General features: G+C 63.8%; 16 protein-coding genes and 1 pseudogene. 6 read left to right on the top strand and 11 right to left on the bottom strand.

Features of this window, described 5'->3' with window-relative positions; genetic code table 11:
- Positions 1-33: 33 nt before the first annotated feature.
- Genes PM1_RS30480 through mnmG form a run of 4 tightly spaced genes read right to left on the bottom strand, consistent with a single transcriptional unit; the run spans position 34 to position 4,271 of the window.
- A complete protein-coding gene (locus PM1_RS30480) occupies positions 34-906 on the bottom strand; it encodes a ParB/RepB/Spo0J family partition protein (RefSeq protein ID WP_009614425.1) in 873 nt (290 codons plus the stop codon).
- Positions 907-923: 17 nt separating this feature from the next.
- Positions 924-1,712, bottom strand: coding sequence for a ParA family protein (locus PM1_RS30475; protein ID WP_009614427.1), 789 nt, complete (start codon positions 1,710-1,712; stop codon positions 924-926).
- A complete protein-coding gene (gene rsmG / locus PM1_RS30470) occupies positions 1,705-2,379 on the bottom strand; it encodes a 16S rRNA (guanine(527)-N(7))-methyltransferase RsmG (protein WP_009614428.1) in 675 nt (224 codons plus the stop codon). The genes PM1_RS30475 and rsmG overlap by 8 nt, the downstream gene beginning before the upstream one ends.
- Entirely contained in the window at positions 2,379-4,271 is a 1,893-nt protein-coding gene (gene mnmG / locus PM1_RS30465; protein WP_009614431.1) for a tRNA uridine-5-carboxymethylaminomethyl(34) synthesis enzyme MnmG, read from the bottom strand. The genes rsmG and mnmG overlap by 1 nt, the downstream gene beginning before the upstream one ends.
- A gap of 670 nt (positions 4,272-4,941) precedes the next feature.
- Here mnmG and PM1_RS30460 point away from each other — a divergent pair.
- Complete coding sequence (locus tag PM1_RS30460) at positions 4,942-5,610, top strand: hypothetical protein (RefSeq protein ID WP_009614433.1); 669 nt, start codon at positions 4,942-4,944, stop codon at positions 5,608-5,610.
- A 73-nt stretch (positions 5,611-5,683) separates the two neighbouring features.
- Positions 5,684-5,923: a hypothetical protein gene (locus PM1_RS30455; RefSeq protein WP_161788533.1), complete on the top strand. Its 240-nt coding sequence runs from the start codon at positions 5,684-5,686 to the stop codon at positions 5,921-5,923.
- 33 nt (positions 5,924-5,956) lie between these two features.
- Here PM1_RS30455 and PM1_RS30450 read toward each other — a convergent pair whose 3' ends face one another.
- The 6 genes from PM1_RS30450 to rpmH all read right to left on the bottom strand — a co-directional run bounded on the left by PM1_RS30450 (position 5,957) and on the right by rpmH (position 11,016).
- Positions 5,957-6,949, bottom strand: coding sequence for a restriction endonuclease (locus tag PM1_RS30450; RefSeq protein WP_009614434.1), 993 nt, complete (start codon positions 6,947-6,949; stop codon positions 5,957-5,959).
- Between the two features lie 80 nt (positions 6,950-7,029).
- On the bottom strand, positions 7,030-8,397 hold the full coding sequence (mnmE, locus tag PM1_RS30445; protein WP_009614435.1) for a tRNA uridine-5-carboxymethylaminomethyl(34) synthesis GTPase MnmE: 1,368 nt from the start codon (positions 8,395-8,397) through the stop codon (positions 7,030-7,032).
- 67 nt (positions 8,398-8,464) lie between these two features.
- Positions 8,465-10,216, bottom strand: a complete 1,752-nt coding sequence (gene yidC / locus PM1_RS30440; RefSeq protein WP_009614436.1) for a membrane protein insertase YidC — start codon at positions 10,214-10,216, stop codon at positions 8,465-8,467.
- Between the two features lie 2 nt (positions 10,217-10,218).
- A complete protein-coding gene (gene yidD / locus PM1_RS30435) occupies positions 10,219-10,467 on the bottom strand; it encodes a membrane protein insertion efficiency factor YidD (RefSeq protein ID WP_043270141.1) in 249 nt (82 codons plus the stop codon).
- Positions 10,460-10,867 carry a ribonuclease P protein component gene (gene rnpA / locus PM1_RS30430; RefSeq protein WP_009614437.1) on the bottom strand — a complete coding sequence of 136 codons (408 nt, stop codon included), beginning with the start codon at positions 10,865-10,867 and terminating at the stop codon, positions 10,460-10,462. Before rnpA ends, yidD begins: the two co-directional genes overlap by 8 nt.
- A gap of 14 nt (positions 10,868-10,881) precedes the next feature.
- Entirely contained in the window at positions 10,882-11,016 is a 135-nt protein-coding gene (gene rpmH / locus PM1_RS30425) for a 50S ribosomal protein L34 (RefSeq protein ID WP_003100258.1), read from the bottom strand.
- A 540-nt stretch (positions 11,017-11,556) separates the two neighbouring features.
- Between rpmH and dnaA the strand changes: the two genes are divergently transcribed.
- From dnaA to gyrB, 4 genes are read left to right on the top strand one after another with little or no spacing between them, the layout of a single operon-like run.
- A complete protein-coding gene (gene dnaA / locus PM1_RS30420) occupies positions 11,557-13,125 on the top strand; it encodes a chromosomal replication initiator protein DnaA (protein ID WP_009614445.1) in 1,569 nt (522 codons plus the stop codon).
- Between the two features lie 37 nt (positions 13,126-13,162).
- Positions 13,163-14,269, top strand: coding sequence for a DNA polymerase III subunit beta (gene dnaN / locus PM1_RS30415; protein WP_009614446.1), 1,107 nt, complete (start codon positions 13,163-13,165; stop codon positions 14,267-14,269).
- A 10-nt stretch (positions 14,270-14,279) separates the two neighbouring features.
- Complete coding sequence (gene recF / locus PM1_RS30410; RefSeq protein WP_009614447.1) at positions 14,280-15,386, top strand: DNA replication/repair protein RecF; 1,107 nt, start codon at positions 14,280-14,282, stop codon at positions 15,384-15,386.
- Positions 15,383-17,803, top strand: coding sequence for a DNA topoisomerase (ATP-hydrolyzing) subunit B (gene gyrB / locus PM1_RS30405; RefSeq protein ID WP_009614448.1), 2,421 nt, complete (start codon positions 15,383-15,385; stop codon positions 17,801-17,803). Before recF ends, gyrB begins: the two co-directional genes overlap by 4 nt.
- Positions 17,804-17,986: 183 nt before the next feature.
- Here gyrB and PM1_RS30400 read toward each other — a convergent pair.
- Positions 17,987-18,721 (bottom strand): annotated as a pseudogene (locus PM1_RS30400) (DEAD/DEAH box helicase); the annotation flags it as partial.
- Positions 18,722-18,920 lie beyond the last annotated feature (199 nt).

Below are 18,920 nucleotides of genomic sequence, written 5' to 3'. Positions count from 1 at the left end.
TGATTTCCGACTATCGCTACACAGACGATGGTCTTAGCGGATGTGGGCCAGAACCCCTTGCAACTCGTCCAGCGAGTTGTAGCGGATCACCAGTTGCCCCTTGCCCTTCTGGCCGTGGCGAATCTGCACCGGAGCGCCCAGGCGCTCGGCCAGGCGCTGTTCCAGGCGGCTGATGTCGGGGTCGGACTTGACCACCTTGGCAGGTTCGCCGGGGGCGTTGAGCCAGTGGCGCACCAGTGCCTCGGTCTGGCGCACGGTGAGGCCGCGTGCGACAACATGTCGCGCACCTTCCACCTGCCGCGCCTCGGGCAAACCGAGCAGCGCGCGGGCATGGCCCATCTCCAGGTCGCCGTGGGACAGCAGCGTCTTGATCTCCTCGGGCAGGGCGATCAGGCGCAGCAGATTGGCCACGCTGACGCGGGACTTGCCGACGGCGTCGGCGACCTGCTGCTGGGTCAGCTGGAACTCCTGCTGCAGGCGTTGCAGCGCGACGGCTTCCTCGAGGGGGTTGAGGTCCTCGCGCTGGATGTTCTCGATCAGCGCCATGGCGATGGCGGCTTCGTCCGGCACCTCGCGCACCAGCGCCGGGATGGTGTCCAGGCCGGCCTGCTGGGTGGCGCGCCAGCGGCGCTCGCCGGCGATGATCTCGTAGCGGCCCTTGTCGACGGGGCGCACCACGATGGGTTGCATCACCCCCTGGGCCTTGATGGACAGGGCCAGCTCTTCCAGAGCCTGGGGGTCCATGTCACGGCGCGGCTGGTACTTGCCGCGCTGGATCAGGTCCAGCGGCAGGTGCTGCAGTTCCTTGCTGTCCGCCTGGACGGCCTCTTCCTGCAGGGTGGCGGCGCTGGAGCCACTGAGCAGGGCATCCAGCCCGCGTCCGAGACCTCGTTTCTTAACGGCCATGCGGGTTCCTTAATGGGTCATGCGGTGGCGGCTTTGCGGGCGGCGCGCTGGCGGCGCGAGAGTTCGCCGGCCAGCGCCAGGTAGGCCATGGCCCCGCGCGATTGCTTGTCGTAGACCAGCGCCGGCATGCCGAAGCTGGGTGCCTCGGCCAGTCGCACGTTGCGCGGGATCACGGTGGTGTAGAGCTTGTCGCCGAAGTGTTCCTGCAGCTGCGCGCTGACGTCGTTGGTCAGGCTGATGCGCGGATCGTACATGGTCCGCAACAGGCCCTCGATGTTCAGCGTCGGATTCAGACGCTCGGCGATGCGCTGGATGCTGTTCATCAGGTCGGTCAGGCCTTCCAGCGCGTAGTACTCGCACTGCATGGGGATGATCACGCCGTCAGCGGCGGAGAGGGCGTTGACCGTGAGCATCGACAGCGACGGCGGGCAGTCGATGAGGATGTAGTCGTAGTTCTCGCGCACCGGGGCCAGGGCCTGGCGCAGGCGGTGCTCCTTCATGTCCATCTCCAGCAGCACCACTTCCGCGGCGGTGAGGTCGCGGTTGGCCGGGAGGATCTGGTAGCCGCCGTGCTCGGAGAACTGCATGGCCTGGGCCAGGTCGGCCTCGCCGGTGAGCACGTCGTAGATGGAGTATTCCAGGGACAACTTATCCACACCGCTGCCGGTGGTGGCGTTGCCCTGTGGATCGAGGTCGATCAGCAGCACGCGGCGCTTGGTGGCGACCAGCGAGGCGGCGAGGTTGATGCAGGTGGTGGTCTTGCCGACACCGCCCTTCTGGTTGGCGATCGCGAATACCTTAGCCATGGTTGTCCCCCGTCCCCGTCATGCTCCGGCGCAGTATCAGCAGATGCCGCTGGCCTTGGCAACCCGGCACGCTGAGGGCGTGCTCGGCTTCGACCCGGAAATCTTCCGGGAGTGCCGTCAGCTCCTGCTCCGGGTGCACGCCTTTCATCGCCAGCCAGCGGGTCTCGCCGTCGCCGAGGTGGCGGGTCCAGTTGCAGAAGTCTTCCAGGCTGCTGAAGGCCCGGGAGACGATGCCGTTGAATGCCCGGTCCGGCTGGTAGGCCTCGACCCGGCTGTGGATAACTTCCAGGTTGTGCAGTTTCAGTTCCAGCTTCACCTGGGTGAGGAAGCGGGTCTTCTTGCCGTTGCTGTCGAGCAGCGTCAGGCGCTTGTCCGGGAACAGGATGGCCAGCGGGATGCCGGGCATGCCGCCGCCGCTGCCGACGTCCAGCCAGCGCTCGCCGCCGGCGGCGAGGAAGTGCGGGACGACGCTGAGGCTGTCGAGCAGGTGGCGCGAGACCATCTCATCGATGTCGCGCACCGCGGTGAGGTTGTAGGCCTTGTTCCACTTCGCCAGCAGGGCGAGGTAGGCGAGCAGGCCCTGGCGGCCGGCTTCGTCGAGTTCGACGCCGAGCGCCGCGGCACCACGCACGAGTTCGTCGGAGTGGGCTTGGGTGACCTGGGACATCAGGCGCTCTGCTCCAGTTGGCGGCCGCTGGCGCGCTTCTTCAGGTGGATCAGCAGCAGCGAGATGGCCGCCGGGGTGACACCGGGGATGCGCCCGGCCTGGCCGAGTGTCTCGGGGCGGGCCTGGCCGAGCTTGTTCTGGATCTCCTTGGACAGCCCGGAGATGCCCGTGTAGTCGATATCCACAGGCAGGCGGGTGTCCTCGCTGGCGCGCAGGCGGGCTATCTCTTCCTGCTGGCGGTCGATGTAGCCGGCGTACTTGGTGCGGATCTCCACCTGCTCGGCGACCTGCGGGTCCTCGGCGCTGGCGCCGGTCACTTCGGCCAGGCTGGCGTAGTCGATTTCCGGGCGGGCCAGCAGGTTGAGCAGGTTGTACTCGTGGGCCAGCGGGGTGCCGAAGCGCTCGGCGATGGCGTCGCCCTGCGGGGTGTTCGGCCGCACCCAGGTGCTCTTCAGGCGCTGTTCCTCGCGCTCGATGCCTTCGCGCTTGGCCTCGAAGGCCGCCCAGCGGCGGTCGTCGACCAGGCCCAACTCGCGGCCCTTCTCGGTCAGGCGCAGGTCGGCGTTGTCCTCGCGCAGGATCAGCCGGTACTCGGCGCGCGAAGTGAACATGCGGTACGGCTCCTGGGTGCCCAGGGTGATCAGGTCGTCCACCAGCACGCCGATGTACGCCTCGTCGCGGCGCGGGCACCAGGCCTCACGGCTCTGGGCGCGCAGCGCGGCGTTGGCGCCGGCGAGCAGGCCCTGGGCGCCGGCTTCTTCGTAGCCGGTGGTGCCGTTGATCTGGCCGGCGAAGAACAGGCCGCCGATGACTTTCGTCTCCAGGCTGTACTTCAGGTCGCGCGGGTCGAAGTAGTCGTACTCGATGGCATAGCCCGGGCGCACGATGTGGGCGTTCTCCATGCCGCGGATGGAACGCACGATCTGCAGCTGCACGTCGAACGGCAGCGAGGTGGAGATGCCGTTGGGGTACAGCTCGTGGGTGGTCAGGCCCTCGGGTTCGAGGAATACCTGGTGGCTGTCCTTGTCGGCGAAGCGATGGATCTTGTCCTCGATCGACGGGCAGTAGCGCGGGCCGATGCCCTCGATGACGCCGGAGTACATCGGCGAGCGGTCGAGGTTGGCGGCGATGATCTCGTGGGTGCGCGCGTTGGTGTGGGTGATCCAGCAGCTGACCTGGCGCGGGTGCTCTTCCTTGCTGCCGAGGAAGGACATCACCGGGATCGGGGTATCGCCGGACTGCTCGGTCATCACCGAGAAGTCCACGCTGCGGCCGTCGATGCGCGGCGGCGTGCCGGTCTTCAGGCGGCCGACGCGCAGCGGCAGTTCGCGCAGGCGCCTGGCCAGGGCGATGGCCGGCGGATCACCGGCGCGGCCGCCGGAGTAGTTCTGCAGGCCGATGTGGATAAGTCCGCCGAGGAAGGTGCCGGCGGTCAGTACCACCTGGTCCGCGTGGAATTTCAGACCCATCTGAGTCACCACGCCGCGCACCTGGTCCTGTTCGACGATCAGGTCGTCGCAGGCCTGCTGGAATATCCACAGGTTCGGCTGGTTCTCCAGGATCTCGCGCACCGCGGCCTTGTACAGCACGCGGTCGGCCTGGGCGCGGGTAGCGCGCACGGCGGGGCCCTTGCGGCTGTTGAGCACGCGGAACTGGATGCCGCCCTTGTCGGTGGCGTGCGCCATGGCGCCGCCCAGGGCATCGATTTCCTTGACCAGGTGGCTCTTGCCGATACCGCCGATGGCCGGGTTGCAGCTCATCTGGCCCAGGGTTTCCACATTGTGGGTGAGCAGCAGGGTCTTCACGCCCATGCGTGCGGCCGCCAGCGCGGCCTCCGTGCCGGCATGGCCACCGCCGATCACTATCACGTCAAAACGGGAAGGGAAATCCACCACGCACCTCGTGCCTGTCGATCAGGGAAAGAAAAAGAGAGCCGCACAGTATAGGGGCTTAGCCCTGCCGATTGAAGGGACCTGTATGAAAAGTAGCCAATCGGCATTTCGTGCGTCACACGAGGGAATGCTTCATTCACAAAATAAAGAGAGAGGGAATTTTTAAATCTTTTTAGAGCTAGTGATTATGTTTGGTGTGGACAATTTTTGTGGATAAGTGCTTCGGGGCCTTCTGGAGCGAGATTTACAGCGAAGGATAAACCTGTGCCGAAGGTGTCCGGAAGCAGGGCACTTCCGGTTGAACACCTGTGCATGGAATGCAGGGTTATGCACAGGCAGGTTATCCCCGGTTTTGGCCACTGGGTTGTCTACGTAGCTATACGGTAGTTTTCCACAGGGTTCAGGGCGGCATGTGAATAGGTTGATCCAGGCCAGATTCCACGGTGGTTTCGTTGTTTACGCCGATAGATCAATCCACAAGCTGCCAGGGATATGGGCAAGGAAAGGGGCTATCCACAGGTCATTTCTTCCTGTGTTCAAAACCAGGACGTGGGGAACGGGCACGGTTCTTCGTAGGAGCGAGCTTGCTCGCGAACCCCTGGGAGTGAGTTCCTGGACAGAAGCGAGCGTGTACCATCGCCACTCTTCACCCGAACCAAGACAGCCAGTCATGAGTGAATACCAGTACTACGAATTCGCAGCCATCGATCGGCCGCTCACCCCGCAAGAGATGGCCGAACTGCGAGCCAGGTCCGGTCGCGCCGTCATTACTCCGACCGTTTTCACCAACCAATACAACTGGGGTGATCTCAACGGCGACCCGGATGAGTGGATGCGGCGCTATTTCGACGCCTTTGTCTATTTCGCCAGTTTTGCCAGCTGCCGGCTGTCGTTGCGGCTGCCCAGGTCCGCCCTCCCGGCGGAACGGGTATTACCCTTCGCCATCGCCTCCTTCAGTTTTTCCATCGTCGCCAGCGATTCGCATTGGTGCTTCAACTGGATGCTCGACGAGACCGAGAACTTCGATCGTTTCGCCGTGGACAATGGCACGCAATGGATGCCGCGCCTGCTGCCATTGCGGGAGGAATTGCAGGGCGGCGACCTGCGCCCGCTCTACCTGGGTTGGCTGGCGGATGCGCCTTTCCTGGAAGCTGAGGATGAGGAACCCGAGGTCCCGCCAGGCCTGACGGAGTTATCCACAGCGCAGCAAGCCCTGGTGGAGTTCCTCGAGATCGACCCGGACCTGCTGGACGCGGCTGCGGAGCCATGCGCTGGGACCGCCAGGCGTCGCGTGGCCGAACTCTGCGAACGCGCGGAGGCGATCGCTTCGGCCCGTTAGCGAAGTCACTGGAGAGTTTGTTTTCAGACGCAACTATCCGGAATTTCCGGATAGTTGCCTCAGGCGCGAGCTCATGACTGGCAAAGATGTTCTTCAGGTGCTCGCTGACGGTGCGCACATCCACCCCGAACAGTTCGGCCATCAGCTTCTGAGACAGCCACAGGGTTTCGTCCTCATAGGGGGCCTCGATGCTCTGTTCGCCGGCCTGGCCAGTGAAGATCAGGAACTCGGCCGTGCTGTTGCGGATCAGTTTTTTGCCATTCATCCCAGTACCCCTACGCAGTCATCACTTCGACCAAGCGTTCGACAGTGATTCAGCCTGCTTCAGCACCAGTTCCCTCTGGCTTCAGGCAGGCCAGTACAGTCGCTTCAGCGGTACGATTCGTTTGGTTTCGGCGTCGGTGGCGTCATAGTGTTCGATCAGGGCGCGCACCACATGGTCCAATGTCCACATTGCCAGCGGGATGGAGGCGCGCTCCGCTTCATACTGAGCCTCTTTGGTGAAACCGCCGGTACTGACGTATAGCCCGCGATCATCCTTGTGGCGGCCGCCCAGGAAGCTGCGAATCTCCTGGCTGCCCATTTGCCCCTTGCGGTGCTTGACCTCCACGACGATGCGCGGGTGCTCGAAGCCGAAGCCATCGGGCGAGGCGACTATGTCTTTGCCCCGGTCGGAACCAGGCGGCGAGACCTGGGTTTTGTAGCCCATGGCGCGCAGAATGCCGGCGACCAGTTGCTGCATGTCGTCCCAGTCGAGCTCGTTGACACGGTCCTTGATGCGCTCCAGGGCTTGGGAGTCGATATCGGCCAGCGGGTCGACGACGGCTTCTTCGGTTTCCTCTTCTGTTACCGGCACCGGCTTACCCTTCAGCGCCGCCAGTACTTCGGAAGCGGCAGCGGGCGGCACTTCGAACAGCGTCAGCGTCGAGCCCAGGCTGTTCTTGGTGCTGGCGCTGAGATTGTCACGAGCCAGTTCCTGGGGTTGCCAGCGCACTTTGCGTGCCAATGGCATGCCTTGCTCGACCCATTCGGGATGGTGTTCGGAAGGCCCGTTGACTTGACCCACCATGTAGGTGCGGTTGGCTGGGGAATAGGTAATGGCCCAGTCCCCGTCCTGAATCTCATTGACGAAGCGCCACACTTGCGAGGCGCCAGAGATCACGGAACCTTGCTTCATTTGCGGCTCGGCCGATTGGTACAAGGCGATCAGTTGCTTGCGGGCAATTCCCGGTTTAGCTTGCGCCGAGATCTGTCGCCAGCCGATCGCTGCAATTCCGTGTTCTCTGAAGGCTTCATACAGACTTCCGCCTTCACCGCGTACCATCCACATCCGCGCCATACACGATCCTTAAAGATTTGCAGATTAAAGAGGGATGATGAGGCGCTCTACTTTACGGGGCCGATCGATATCATCAAGCCTCACTTCCCGATACAGAAGCTGGAGAAGATCCTCCCCAGCAGATCATCGGAGCTGAACGCCCCGGTGATCTCACCCAGGGCCTGCTGGGCGTGGCGCAGGTCCTCGGCGAGCAGTTCGCCGGCGCCGGCGAGCAGCAGTTGGGCGTGGCCGTGGTCGAGGTGCTGGCCGGCCTGGCGCAGGGCTTCCAGGTGGCGGCGGCGGGCGCTGAAGCTGCTTTCGGCGGTCTGTTCGAAGCCCATGCAGGCCTTCAGGTGTTCGCGCAGCAGGTCCAGGCCGTCGCCGGAGCGTGCGGAGAGGGTCAGGGTGACGTGGCCGTCGGCGCTTTCCTCGATGCCTACCGGGCTTGTGGATAAGTCGGCCTTGTTGCGGATGAGGGTGACCCGCGTCGGGTCCGGGCGTTCGTCGAGGAATTCCGGCCAGAGGGCGAAGGGATCGGCGGCCTCCGGCGCGGTGGAGTCGATCACCAGCAGCACCCGGTCGGCCTCGCCTATGGCCTTGAGGGCGCGTTCCACGCCGATCTTTTCCACATGGTCTTCGGTGTCGCGCAGACCGGCGGTGTCCACGACGTGCAGCGGCATGCCGTCGATGTGGATATGTTCGCGCAGCACGTCGCGGGTGGTGCCGGCGATGTCGGTGACGATGGCCGCCTCGCGCCCGGCCAGGGCGTTGAGCAGGCTGGACTTGCCGGCGTTGGGGCGGCCGGCGATCACCACCGTCATGCCGTCGCGCAGCAGCGCGCCCTGGCCGGCTTCGCGCAGCACGCCGGCGAGCTCGGCGCGGACCTTATCGAGCTGCGACAGCACGTGGCCATCGGCGAGGAAGTCGATTTCCTCCTCGGGGAAATCGATGGCCGCCTCGACGTAGATGCGCAGCTGGATCAGCTGTTCGGTGAGCTGGTGCACACGCCGCGAGAACTCGCCCTGCAGAGAGCGCACGGCATTTCGCGCGGCCTGGGCCGAGCTGGCCTCGATGAGGTCGGCGATGGCCTCGGCCTGGGCCAGGTCGAGCTTGTCGTTGAGGAAGGCGCGCTCGCTGAACTCGCCGGGGCGCGCCTGGCGCGAACCCAGTTCCAGGCAGCGCTGCAGGAGCATGTCCAGCACCACCGGGCCGCCGTGGCCGTGCAGTTCCACCACGTCCTCGCCGGTGAAGGAATTGGGGCCGCGGAAGAACAGCAGCAGGCCTTCGTCGATCACCTCGCCCTGGTCGTCGTAGAAGGGCCCGTAGTGGGCGAAGCGCGGCTGCGGCTCGCGGCCGCTGAGGCTGATGGCGATGGGCAGCGCCCGCGGCCCGGAGACGCGGACGATACCCACGCCGCCCCGGCCCTGGGCGGTGGCAACGGCGGCGATGGTTTCACGGGCTGCGTTCATGGTTTTCCTCCGGATAGCAGAACGCCCCACGAGGGGGCGTTCTGAAGGTGGTTCGACAGCGCGGGGATCAGGCGGCCTTGGCCTTGCTCGTGGCGCGTTCGATCTGCCGGGTAATGTACCACTGCTGGGCAATGGACAGGCAGTTGTTGACCACCCAGTACAGCACCAGGCCGGCCGGGAACCACAGGAAGAAGAAGGTGAAGACGATCGGCATCAGCTTCATCACCTTGGCCTGCATGGGGTCCGGCGGGGTCGGGTTGAGCATCTGCTGGACCAGCATGGTGGCGCCCATGATGATCGGCAGGATGAAGAACGGATCCTTCACCGAGAGGTCGGTGATCCAGCCCAGCCACGGGGCCTGGCGCATCTCGACGCTTTCCAGCAGTACCCAGTAGAGGGAGAGGAACACCGGCATCTGCACCAGGATCGGCAGGCAGCCGCCCAGCGGGTTGATCTTCTCCTTCTTGTACAGCTCCATCATCGCCTGGGACATCTTCTGGCGATCGTCGCCGTGCTGTTCCTTGATCGCGGCCATCTTCGGCGAGACGGCACGCATGCGCGCCATCGACTTGTAGCTGGCGGCGGACAGCGGGAAGAAGGCCAGCTTGATGACGATGGTCAGCAGGATGATCGACCAGCCCCAGTTGCCGACCAGGCCGTGGATGTGTTGCAGCAGCCAGAAGATCGGCTGGGCGATGAACCACAGCGGGCCGTAGTCGACGGTCAGCTCCAGGCCCGGGGACAGCTCGCCCAGGTACTTCTGCAGCTTGGGACCGGCATACAGGGTCAGGCTGGTCTCGCCCTTGGCACCGGCGGGCACGCTGAGGGTCGGGCCGGTGAAGCCGACGATGTAGTTGCCCTGGGCGTCCTTGCGCGTCATCACGTTGTGGGTGTCGCCCTTGGCGGGCACCCAGGCGGTGACGAAGTAGTGCTGCAGCCAGGCTACCCAGCCGCCCTGCAGGGTCTGCTTGAAGGGCTCCTTGTCCATGTCCTTCATGGACACTTTCACGTAGGGCTTCTCCGGGGTCCAGACCGCGGCGCCCAGGTAGGTGGACACGCCGGTGGCGGTGGTGGACGACGGATCGGCGCTGGCGTCACGCTTGAGCTGGGCGAACAGCGAGGCGCTCCAGGGCTTGGCGCTCTGGTTGTCGATCAGGTAGGTGACGTCGATCTGGTAGGCGTTCGGGTTGATGCAGTCGAGCTTCTTCTGCGCCTTTTCCTTGTCGCTGCAGTCGGTCTTCAGGCCGCGGTGGAAGGTGAAGCGCTTGATGTAGCTGACACCGTCGCGGGCGAAGTTCAGGTCGACCACCAGTTGGTCCTGGCCGTCGGCCAGTTGGTACTGGGGCTTGGCGCTGCTGTACAGCGGGCGGCCGGCGACGGCGGCGTCCGGACCGTCGGTGCCGGTCAGGCCGCTCTGCGCCAGGTAGGTGCGCTGGCCATGCTCGAACAGGGCGAAGGGCAGGTCCGGGCGATCCTGGCGCATCGGGTACTGGGTCAGGCCCAGTTGCACCACGTCGCCACCGCGCGGATCGATGGCCAGGTCGAGGACGTCGGTCTTCACCTGGATCAGCTGGCCGTTGGCGGCTGCCGGTTGCTGGGCGCTGGGCAGCCCGGTTTCGCCGCTCTGGGCGGTCGGTACGTCGGCGCTGGCAGTGCCGCCGGCCGGCACGGAAGTGTCCGGAAGGCCTTGGGGCTGCTGGTTGAACGACGCGGTCTGGGCCGGCAGTTCAGGCTGACCGTAGTCCTTGTTCCACTGGAGAACCAGCGCATAGGACACGATAGCCAGGGCGACGATGAGGATCGAGCGTTTGATGTCCATGGTTACTCGGCCGTCGAGGATGGGCGGTGCTTGGAAGTGGCGGGCGGCACGGGATCATAGCCACCGGGATGCCAGGGATGGCAGCGGCCCAGGCGACGCAGGGCCAGCCAGCCGCCGCGCAGGAAGCCATGGTGTTCGATGGCTTCGTACGCGTAGCAGGAGCAGCTGGGGTGAAAGCGACAGTGACTGGCCATCAAGGGGCTGATGGCGTAGCGGTAAAACTGGATGAGAAGCAGCGCCAGTCTACGCATGGGAACTGTCGGCGACCCCCGGAGGTTCGGTTGCGCTTTCCGGCCGGGGTCGGTTGCGCAGCAGGCGTTTGAAGAGCTTGCCGAATTGCTGGTGCAGTTCGGGGTTCTGCAATTCACCCAACCCCTTGCGCGCAATGACCACGATGTCCAGGCCAGCCAGGGCTTCCTGGTTGTGCCGGAACGATTCGCGGATCAGGCGTTTGAGGCGGTTGCGCTCGACGGCGAGCTTGACGTTCTTCTTGCCGATCACCAGGCCGAGGCGGGGGTGATCCAGAGCGTTTTCGCGCGCCAGCAGCAGGACGTGCTTACCGGAAACCTTGGCGCTGGGGGAGTCGAAGACCGCTGTGAAGTGCCGGGCTGTCAGAAGACGCTTTTCCCGGTCGAATCCTCGACTCACCACCTGTGCCGGGCGAATCAGACGGTCAGACGCTTGCGGCCCTTGGCGCGACGACGCGACAGAACCTGACGGCCGTTCTTGGTGGCCATGCGAGCGCGGAAACCGTGGACGCGAGCGCGCTTGAGAGTGCTGGGTTGGAAAGTACGTTTCATTGTTCGGTACCTGGATTGATGACCTGAGGTCGCAGGGACCCCGTTTAAAGAGACCGGCGATTCTAGTGAAAACACCGGTGCAGGTCAATTTCCAACCAGCCGGTAATTGCCCAGCGGCTTTCTGCAGAAATAGAAAGCAAGGAAAAGGTTTCTTAAAAGATGGTGAAAGCGATTGTTACTAGGGAGCGCCAGATCTGTGGATAAGTCAATTCCGGCCACTGTTTCCGTGGCACGGCGGATTTGACGAAGGTGTCGAGAAGTGGTGACCCTCCTGTGCGGCGGCAGTGGATAATCTGGGGAAGAAAGACCGGTTTGTCCACAGCGGAAGTTCTCAACAGCTTTCCAGCCTGGTTCATCCCCCATCGGTGCAGGGGTTATCCACAACTTTCAGGGTGCGCCGGCTGTTGCCATGTGCCATCATTAAGGCCTTGATTTTGCTTGCCCACTTGTTGATTTCTCATGTGGATAAGTCGCTAGCGCACGGCTACAATTGCGCTTTCCTTTTCGTTCCATTCCTTTCCAATCTCCTGGGGGATACCCGTGTCCGTGGAACTCTGGCAGCAGTGCGTGGAATTGCTCCGCGACGAGCTGCCATCCCAGCAATTCAACACCTGGATCCGGCCGCTGCAGGTCGAGGCCGAGGGCGAGGAGCTGCGTGTCTACGCACCGAACCGCTTCGTGTTGGACTGGGTCAACGAAAAATACATGGGGCGTCTGCTCGAACTGCTGGGTGAGCGTGGCAATGGGCAGATTCCCGCCCTCTCGCTGCTCATCGGCAGCCGCCGCAGCCGGGCCCCGCGTCCTGCGCTGATGCCGCAGAGCCACGCGATGCCCGCGCCGACCATCACCCCGCCGCCCTCGCCGGCGCAGGTGCGCGCAGCCAAGGCCCAGGCCTACCAGGCCGAGGCACCGGCCCAGGCCGAAGCGGCCAGCCGTGTGCAACAGATGCAGCTCAACGTGCAGGAGCCGATGCCCGACATCGACGAGTCCAGCCCGAGCATCGACCCGCTGGCCGCCGCAGCGGCCATGCCTGCGGCGCCGGCGGTGCGCACCGAGCGCAACGTGCAGGTGGAGGGCGCGCTCAAGCACACCAGCTACCTGAACCGCACCTTCACCTTCGAGAACTTCGTCGAGGGCAAGTCCAACCAGCTGGCCCGCGCCGCGGCCTGGCAGGTGGCGGACAACCTCAAGCACGGCTACAACCCGCTTTTCCTTTATGGGGGCGTGGGCCTGGGCAAGACGCACCTGATGCACGCCGTGGGCAACCACCTGCTGAAGAAGAACCCGAACGCCAAGGTCGTGTACCTGCATTCGGAGCGCTTCGTCGCGGACATGGTCAAGGCCCTGCAGCTGAACGCCATCAACGAGTTCAAGCGCTTCTACCGCTCGGTGGACGCCCTGCTGATCGACGACATCCAGTTCTTCGCCCGCAAGGAGCGTTCCCAGGAAGAGTTCTTCCATACCTTCAACGCCCTCCTGGAAGGCGGCCAGCAGGTGATCCTCACCAGCGACCGCTACCCGAAGGAGATCGAAGGCCTGGAAGAGCGCCTGAAATCGCGCTTCGGCTGGGGCCTGACGGTGGCTGTGGAGCCGCCGGAACTGGAAACCCGCGTGGCCATCCTGATGAAGAAGGCCGAGCAGGCGAAGGTGGAGTTGCCGCACGACGCGGCCTTCTTCATCGCCCAGCGCATCCGCTCCAACGTGCGCGAGCTTGAGGGGGCCCTGAAAAGGGTGATCGCCCACTCCCACTTCATGGGCCGGCCGATCACCATCGAGCTGATCCGCGAGTCGCTGAAGGACCTGCTGGCCCTGCAGGACAAGCTGGTCAGCATCGACAACATCCAGCGCACCGTCGCCGAGTACTACAAGATCAAGATCGCCGACCTGCTGTCCAAGCGCCGTTCGCGCTCGGTGGCGCGTCCGCGCCAGGTGGCCATGGCCCTGTCCAAGGAACTGACCAACCACAGCCTGCCGGAGATCGGCGTGGCTTTCGGTGGTCGGGACCACACCACGGTGCTGCACGCCTGTCGTAAGATCGCTCAACTGAAGGAATCCGACGCGGACATCCGCGAGGACTACAAGAACCTGCTGCGTACGCTGACCACCTGAGGCCAAGCTGCAGCCCCACGAGGCAAGGGATTAGACCATGCATTTCACCATTCAACGCGAAGCTCTGTTGAAACCCCTGCAACTGGTCGCTGGTGTGGTCGAACGCCGCCAGACGCTGCCGGTTCTGTCCAACGTACTGCTGGTGGTCCAGGGCCAGCAGCTGTCGCTGACCGGTACCGACCTCGAGGTCGAACTGATTGGCCGCGTCACCCTGGAAGAGCCGGCCGAACCGGGCGAGATCACCGTTCCGGCGCGCAAGCTCATGGACATCTGCAAGAGCCTGCCCAGCGACGCGCTGATCGACATCCGCGTCGACGAGCAGAAGCTGCTGGTGAAGGCCGGCCGTAGCCGCTTCACCCTGTCGACGCTGCCGGCCAACGACTTCCCCTCCGTGGAGGAAGGCCCGGGCTCGCTGACCTTCAGCCTGGTGCAGAGCAAGCTGCGTCGCCTGATCGACCGCACCAGCTTCGCGATGGCCCAGCAGGACGTGCGCTACTACCTCAACGGCATGCTGCTGGAAGTCTCCAGCGGCACCCTGCGCGCCGTGGCCACCGACGGCCACCGCCTGGCCATGTGCTCCTTCACCGGCGGCGTGCCGGAAGCCCAGGACCGCCACCAGGTCATCGTGCCGCGCAAAGGCATCCTGGAACTGGCGCGCCTGCTCACCGAGCAGGACGGCCAGGTGGACATCGTCCTCGGCCAGCACCACATCCGCGCCACCACCGGCGAATTCACCTTCACTTCCAAGCTGGTGGACGGCAAGTTCCCCGACTATGAGCGCGTGCTGCCCAAGGGCGGCGACAAGCTGGTGATCGGTGACCGCCAACTGCTGCGTGAAGCCTTCAGCCGTACCGCGATCCTCTCCAACGAGAAGTACCGCGGCATTCGCCTGCAACTGACCTCCGGCCTGCTGAAGATCCAGGCGAACAACCCGGAGCAGGAGGAAGCGGAGGAAGAAGTGCAGGTCGACTACAACGGCAGCAGCCTGGAAATCGGCTTCAACGTCAGCTACCTGCTGGACGTACTGGGCGTGATGGGCACCGAGCAGGTTCGCATGATCCTCTCCGACGCCAACAGCAGCGCCCTGCTGCAGGAAGCCGACAACGACGACTCCGCCTATGTCGTCATGCCGATGCGTCTCTGACCTTCACTGAATGTCACTGACCCGCGTCTCGGTCACCGCGGTGCGCAACCTGCACCCGGTGACCTTCTCCCCCTCCCCTCGCATCAACATCCTCTACGGCGAAAACGGCAGCGGCAAGACCAGCGTGCTCGAAGCCGTCCACCTGCTCGGCCTTGCCCGCTCCTTCCGCAGCCAGCGCCTGCAACCGGTCATCCAGTATGAACAGGCCGCCTGCACCGTCTTTGGCCAGGTTCAGCTGGCCAATGGCATGACCAGCAACCTGGGTGTGTCCCGGGAGCGCCAGGGCGATTTCCAGATCCGCATCGACGGCCAGAATGCGCGCAGCACTGCGCAGCTGGCGGAAACCTTGCCGCTGCAACTGATCAACCCGGACAGCTTCCGCCTGCTGGAAGGCGCGCCGAAGATTCGTCGGCAGTTCCTCGACTGGGGAGTGTTCCACGTGGAACAACGCTTCATGGTCGCCTGGCAGCGGCTGCAGAAGGCGCTGCGCCAGCGGAACTCGTGGCTTCGACATGGTAGACTGGACGGTGCTTCGCAGGCTGCCTGGGATCGCGAATTGTGTACTGCCAGCGACGAAATCGATGGCTATCGGCGGTCCTATATCCAGGCCCTCAAACCGGTCTTCGAACAGACGCTGGGCGAGTTGATCCGATTGGACCAGCTCACCCTCAGCTATTACCGCGGCTGGGACAAGGATCGCGAGCTGAGCGAGGTATTGAACGGCAGCTTGTTGCGCGACCAGCAGATGGGGCATACCCAGGCTGGACCGCAACGGGCCGATCTACGAATTCGCCTGGGCGGGCATAACGCGGCGGAGATCCTGTCGCGGGGGCAGCAGAAACTGGTCGTATGCGCCCTGCGTATCGCCCAGGGGCACCTGATCAATCAGGCCAAGCGAGGACAGTGCGTCTACCTGGTGGACGACCTGCCCTCGGAACTCGACGAAAAGCACCGGCGTTCGTTGTGCCGGCTGCTTGAAGACTTGGGTTGCCAGGTATTCATCACCTGCGTCGACCCTGAACCATTGAAGGACGGCTGGCGAACGGACACGCCGGTTGCGATGTTCCACGTGGAACATGGGCATGTCTCTCAGACCACCCTCGGGAGTGAAGAATGAGCGAGAACAACACGTACGACTCTAACAGCATCAAGGTGCTGAAGGGGCTGGACGCGGTACGCAAGCGTCCGGGTATGTACATCGGCGACACGGACGATGGCACCGGCCTGCACCACATGGTGTTCGAGGTGCTGGACAACTCGATCGACGAAGCTCTGGCTGGCTACTGCAGCGAGATCAGCGTCACCATCCACACCGATGAGTCGATCACCGTCCGCGACAACGGCCGTGGCATTCCGGTCGATATCCACAAGGAAGAAGGGGTTTCCGCGGCCGAGGTCATCATGACCGTACTGCACGCCGGCGGTAAGTTCGACGACAACTCCTACAAGGTTTCCGGTGGCTTGCACGGTGTGGGTGTGTCCGTGGTGAACGCGCTCTCCGAGGAGCTGCGCCTGACCATCCGCCGCGAAGGCAAGGTTTGGGAGCAGATCTACCGTCACGGCGTGCCGCAGTTCCCGCTGCGCCCGGTGGGCGAGACCGATGGCTCGGGTACCGAGGTGCACTTCAAGGCCTCCAACGAGACCTTCACCAGCATCCATTTCAGCTGGGACATCCTGGCCAAGCGCATCCGCGAGCTGTCCTTCCTCAATTCCGGCGTGGGCATCCTGCTGCGCGACGAACGCACCGGCAAGGAAGAGCTGTTCAAGTACGAGGGCGGCCTGCGCGCCTTCGTCGAGTACCTGAACACCAACAAGAACATCGTCAACCAGGTGTTCCACTTCAACACCCAGCGCGAGGAAGACGGCGTTGGCGTGGAAGTCGCCCTGCAGTGGAACGACAGCTTCAACGAGAACATTCTCTGCTTCACCAACAACATTCCGCAGCGTGACGGCGGTACCCACCTGGCGGGCTTCCGCTCTGCCCTCACCCGCCACCTGAACAACTACATCGAGCAGGAAGGCCTGGCGAAGAAATACAAGATCGCCACCACCGGCGACGATGCCCGGGAAGGCCTGACCGCGATCATTTCGGTGAAGGTGCCGGATCCGAAGTTCAGCTCGCAGACCAAGGACAAGCTGGTGTCCTCCGAAGTGAAGACCGCGGTGGAACAGGAAATGGGCAAGTACTTCGCCGACTTCCTGCTGGAGAACCCCAACGAAGCCAAGGCCGTGGTCGGCAAGATGATCGACGCCGCCCGCGCCCGCGAGGCCGCGCGCAAGGCCCGCGAGATGACCCGCCGCAAGGGCGCGCTGGACATCGCCGGCCTGCCGGGCAAGCTCGCCGACTGCCAGGAGAAGGACCCCGCCCTCTCCGAGCTGTACATCGTGGAAGGTGACTCCGCGGGCGGTTCTGCCAAGCAGGGCCGTAACCGCAAGACCCAGGCGATCCTGCCGCTCAAGGGCAAGATCCTCAACGTCGAGAAGGCTCGCTTCGACAAGATGCTGTCCTCCCAGGAGGTCGGCACCCTGATCACCGCGCTGGGCTGCGGCATCGGGCGCGAGGAATACAACATCGACAAGCTGCGCTACCACAACATCATCATCATGACCGATGCTGACGTCGACGGTTCGCACATCCGTACCCTGCTGCTGACCTTCTTCTTCCGCCAGCTGCCCGAGCTGGTCGAGCGTGGCTACATCTACATCGCCCAGCCGCCGCTGTACAAGGTGAAGAAAGGCAAGCAGGAGCAGTACATCAAGGACGACGTGGCCATGGAGGAATACATGACCCAGTCGGCCCTCGAAGACGCCAGCGTGCACGTCAACGAAAGCGCCCCGGGCCTGTCCGGCGAAGCGCTGGAGAAGCTGGTCAACGAGTACCGCACCGTCATGCGTACCCTCTCCCGCCTGTCGCGCCTGTACCCGCAGGACCTGACCGAGCACTTCGTCTACCTGCCGCGCATCGACGTCGAGCAGCTGGGCGACCAGGCCGCCATGCAGGCCTGGCTGGAGCAGTACCAGGCGCGCCTGAAGACTTCCGAGAAGTCCGGCCTGACCTACACCGCCAGCCTGCGCGAAGACCGCGAGCGCCACCTGTGGCTGCCCGAGGTGGAGATGGTCGCCCACGGCCTGTCCAACTACGTGACCTTCAACCGCGACTTCTTCGCCAGCAACGACTACCGCTCGGTCACCGAGCTGGGCGCCAAGCTGAACAGCCTGATGGAAGAAGGCGCCTACGTGCAGAAGGGCGAGCGCAAGCGGCCGGTCTCCAGCTTCAAGGACGCCCTGGAATGGCTGATGGCCGAAGGCACCAAGCGCCACAGCATCCAGCGATACAAAGGCCTCGGCGAGATGAACCCGGACCAGCTGTGGGAAACCACCATGGACCCGAACGTCCGCCGCATGCTGAAGGTGACCATCGAGGACGCCATCGCCGCCGACCAGATCTTCAACACCCTGATGGGCGATGCCGTGGAGCCGCGCCGCGACTTCATCGAAAGCAACGCCCTGGCGGTGTCGAACCTGGACGTGTGATTGGTGAAGCACTTGGGGGCTGACAACGTTGAACGGATATCCTGCTAGACGTTAACTGCCCTGCTGCTCTTGAAAACCCCGGCTCTCCGAAAGGTCAGCCGGGGTTTTTTATGGCTGGTCGCCAGAATGGTTGCTACCGGTGATCGGGCGTGAGTCATTCCGGCTTCCGTAGCCTTGGCTTGGCTAATCGCTATTGTCGTCGACGGCTATGGCCGGGCCGAACAGTTCCAGGGAACTGGATGCCTCCGCAAAGCGATAGCCCATGGCTCTATAACCCGCCTCCCGCTTGCTCCACATCCGAAGCAAGGCAGGGTGCCCTGCGTCGACGAAGTCGATGATGCGCACGTCAGCCTTGCTCGAATGTTCACGGTGGAGCCGCCCCGCATACTGTTGAAGCGTTCCCTTCCAGGAGACCGGCATGGCCAGTATGAGCGTATCCAGGGGAGGATGATCGAAGCCTTCGCCCACCAGCTTGCCGGTGGCCAGGATTACCCGGGGTGCATCGGCAGGCAGGGCCGCCAACCCCTCCATGAGGGCTGCACGCTGTTTCCTGGAAAGCCGGCCATGCAGTGCGAACAGATTCTTGATCTGCCCAGGCAATCTTTCCTCGAGCGCATTGAGATGGTCCGTTCGCTCCGTCAGCACCAGGATCTTCCTCCCCTGGTTGAAGGCAGCAACCACCTCGGCAACGATGCGCTCCGTCCTCTCCGTATCCCTGGCAATCAGCAGGAAGACCTCCTGGATACCCGCCCCTTCTTGCGTAACGATCGGCCTGGACGACCACCGCGGTAGTACGAGCAGATCGACAGGGGCGCTTTCGGGCCTGGCTGCCGTATGCCGTATCGGCCCACACTGCATGAAGATAATCGGCTGCTGGCCATCCCGGCGTATCGGTGTGGCTGTCAGGCCCAGCACATAGACGTTTGAAGAGCGCCAGCTTTGCGTCCGTATCGAGATGCTTGGTTGGCGTCGGGGGACGGCTCGGTCGCCCGTCAGGCAGGCGCCAGTCGATGCCGTGGGCTTCCAGTAGCTCGATCAAGCGAGCGTTCTCCGCCCGCAAATGTTCCAACTGATCCTTATCGACCTTCACAATGAAACGACCTTCTTTCGACCTCAT

Source organism: Pseudomonas sp. M1, assembly GCF_022760135.1.
Lineage (GTDB): Bacteria > Pseudomonadota > Gammaproteobacteria > Pseudomonadales > Pseudomonadaceae > Pseudomonas > Pseudomonas citronellolis.
The sequence above is the reverse complement of the archived record's forward strand: the minus strand, read 5'-3'. Positions and strand labels throughout refer to the sequence as shown.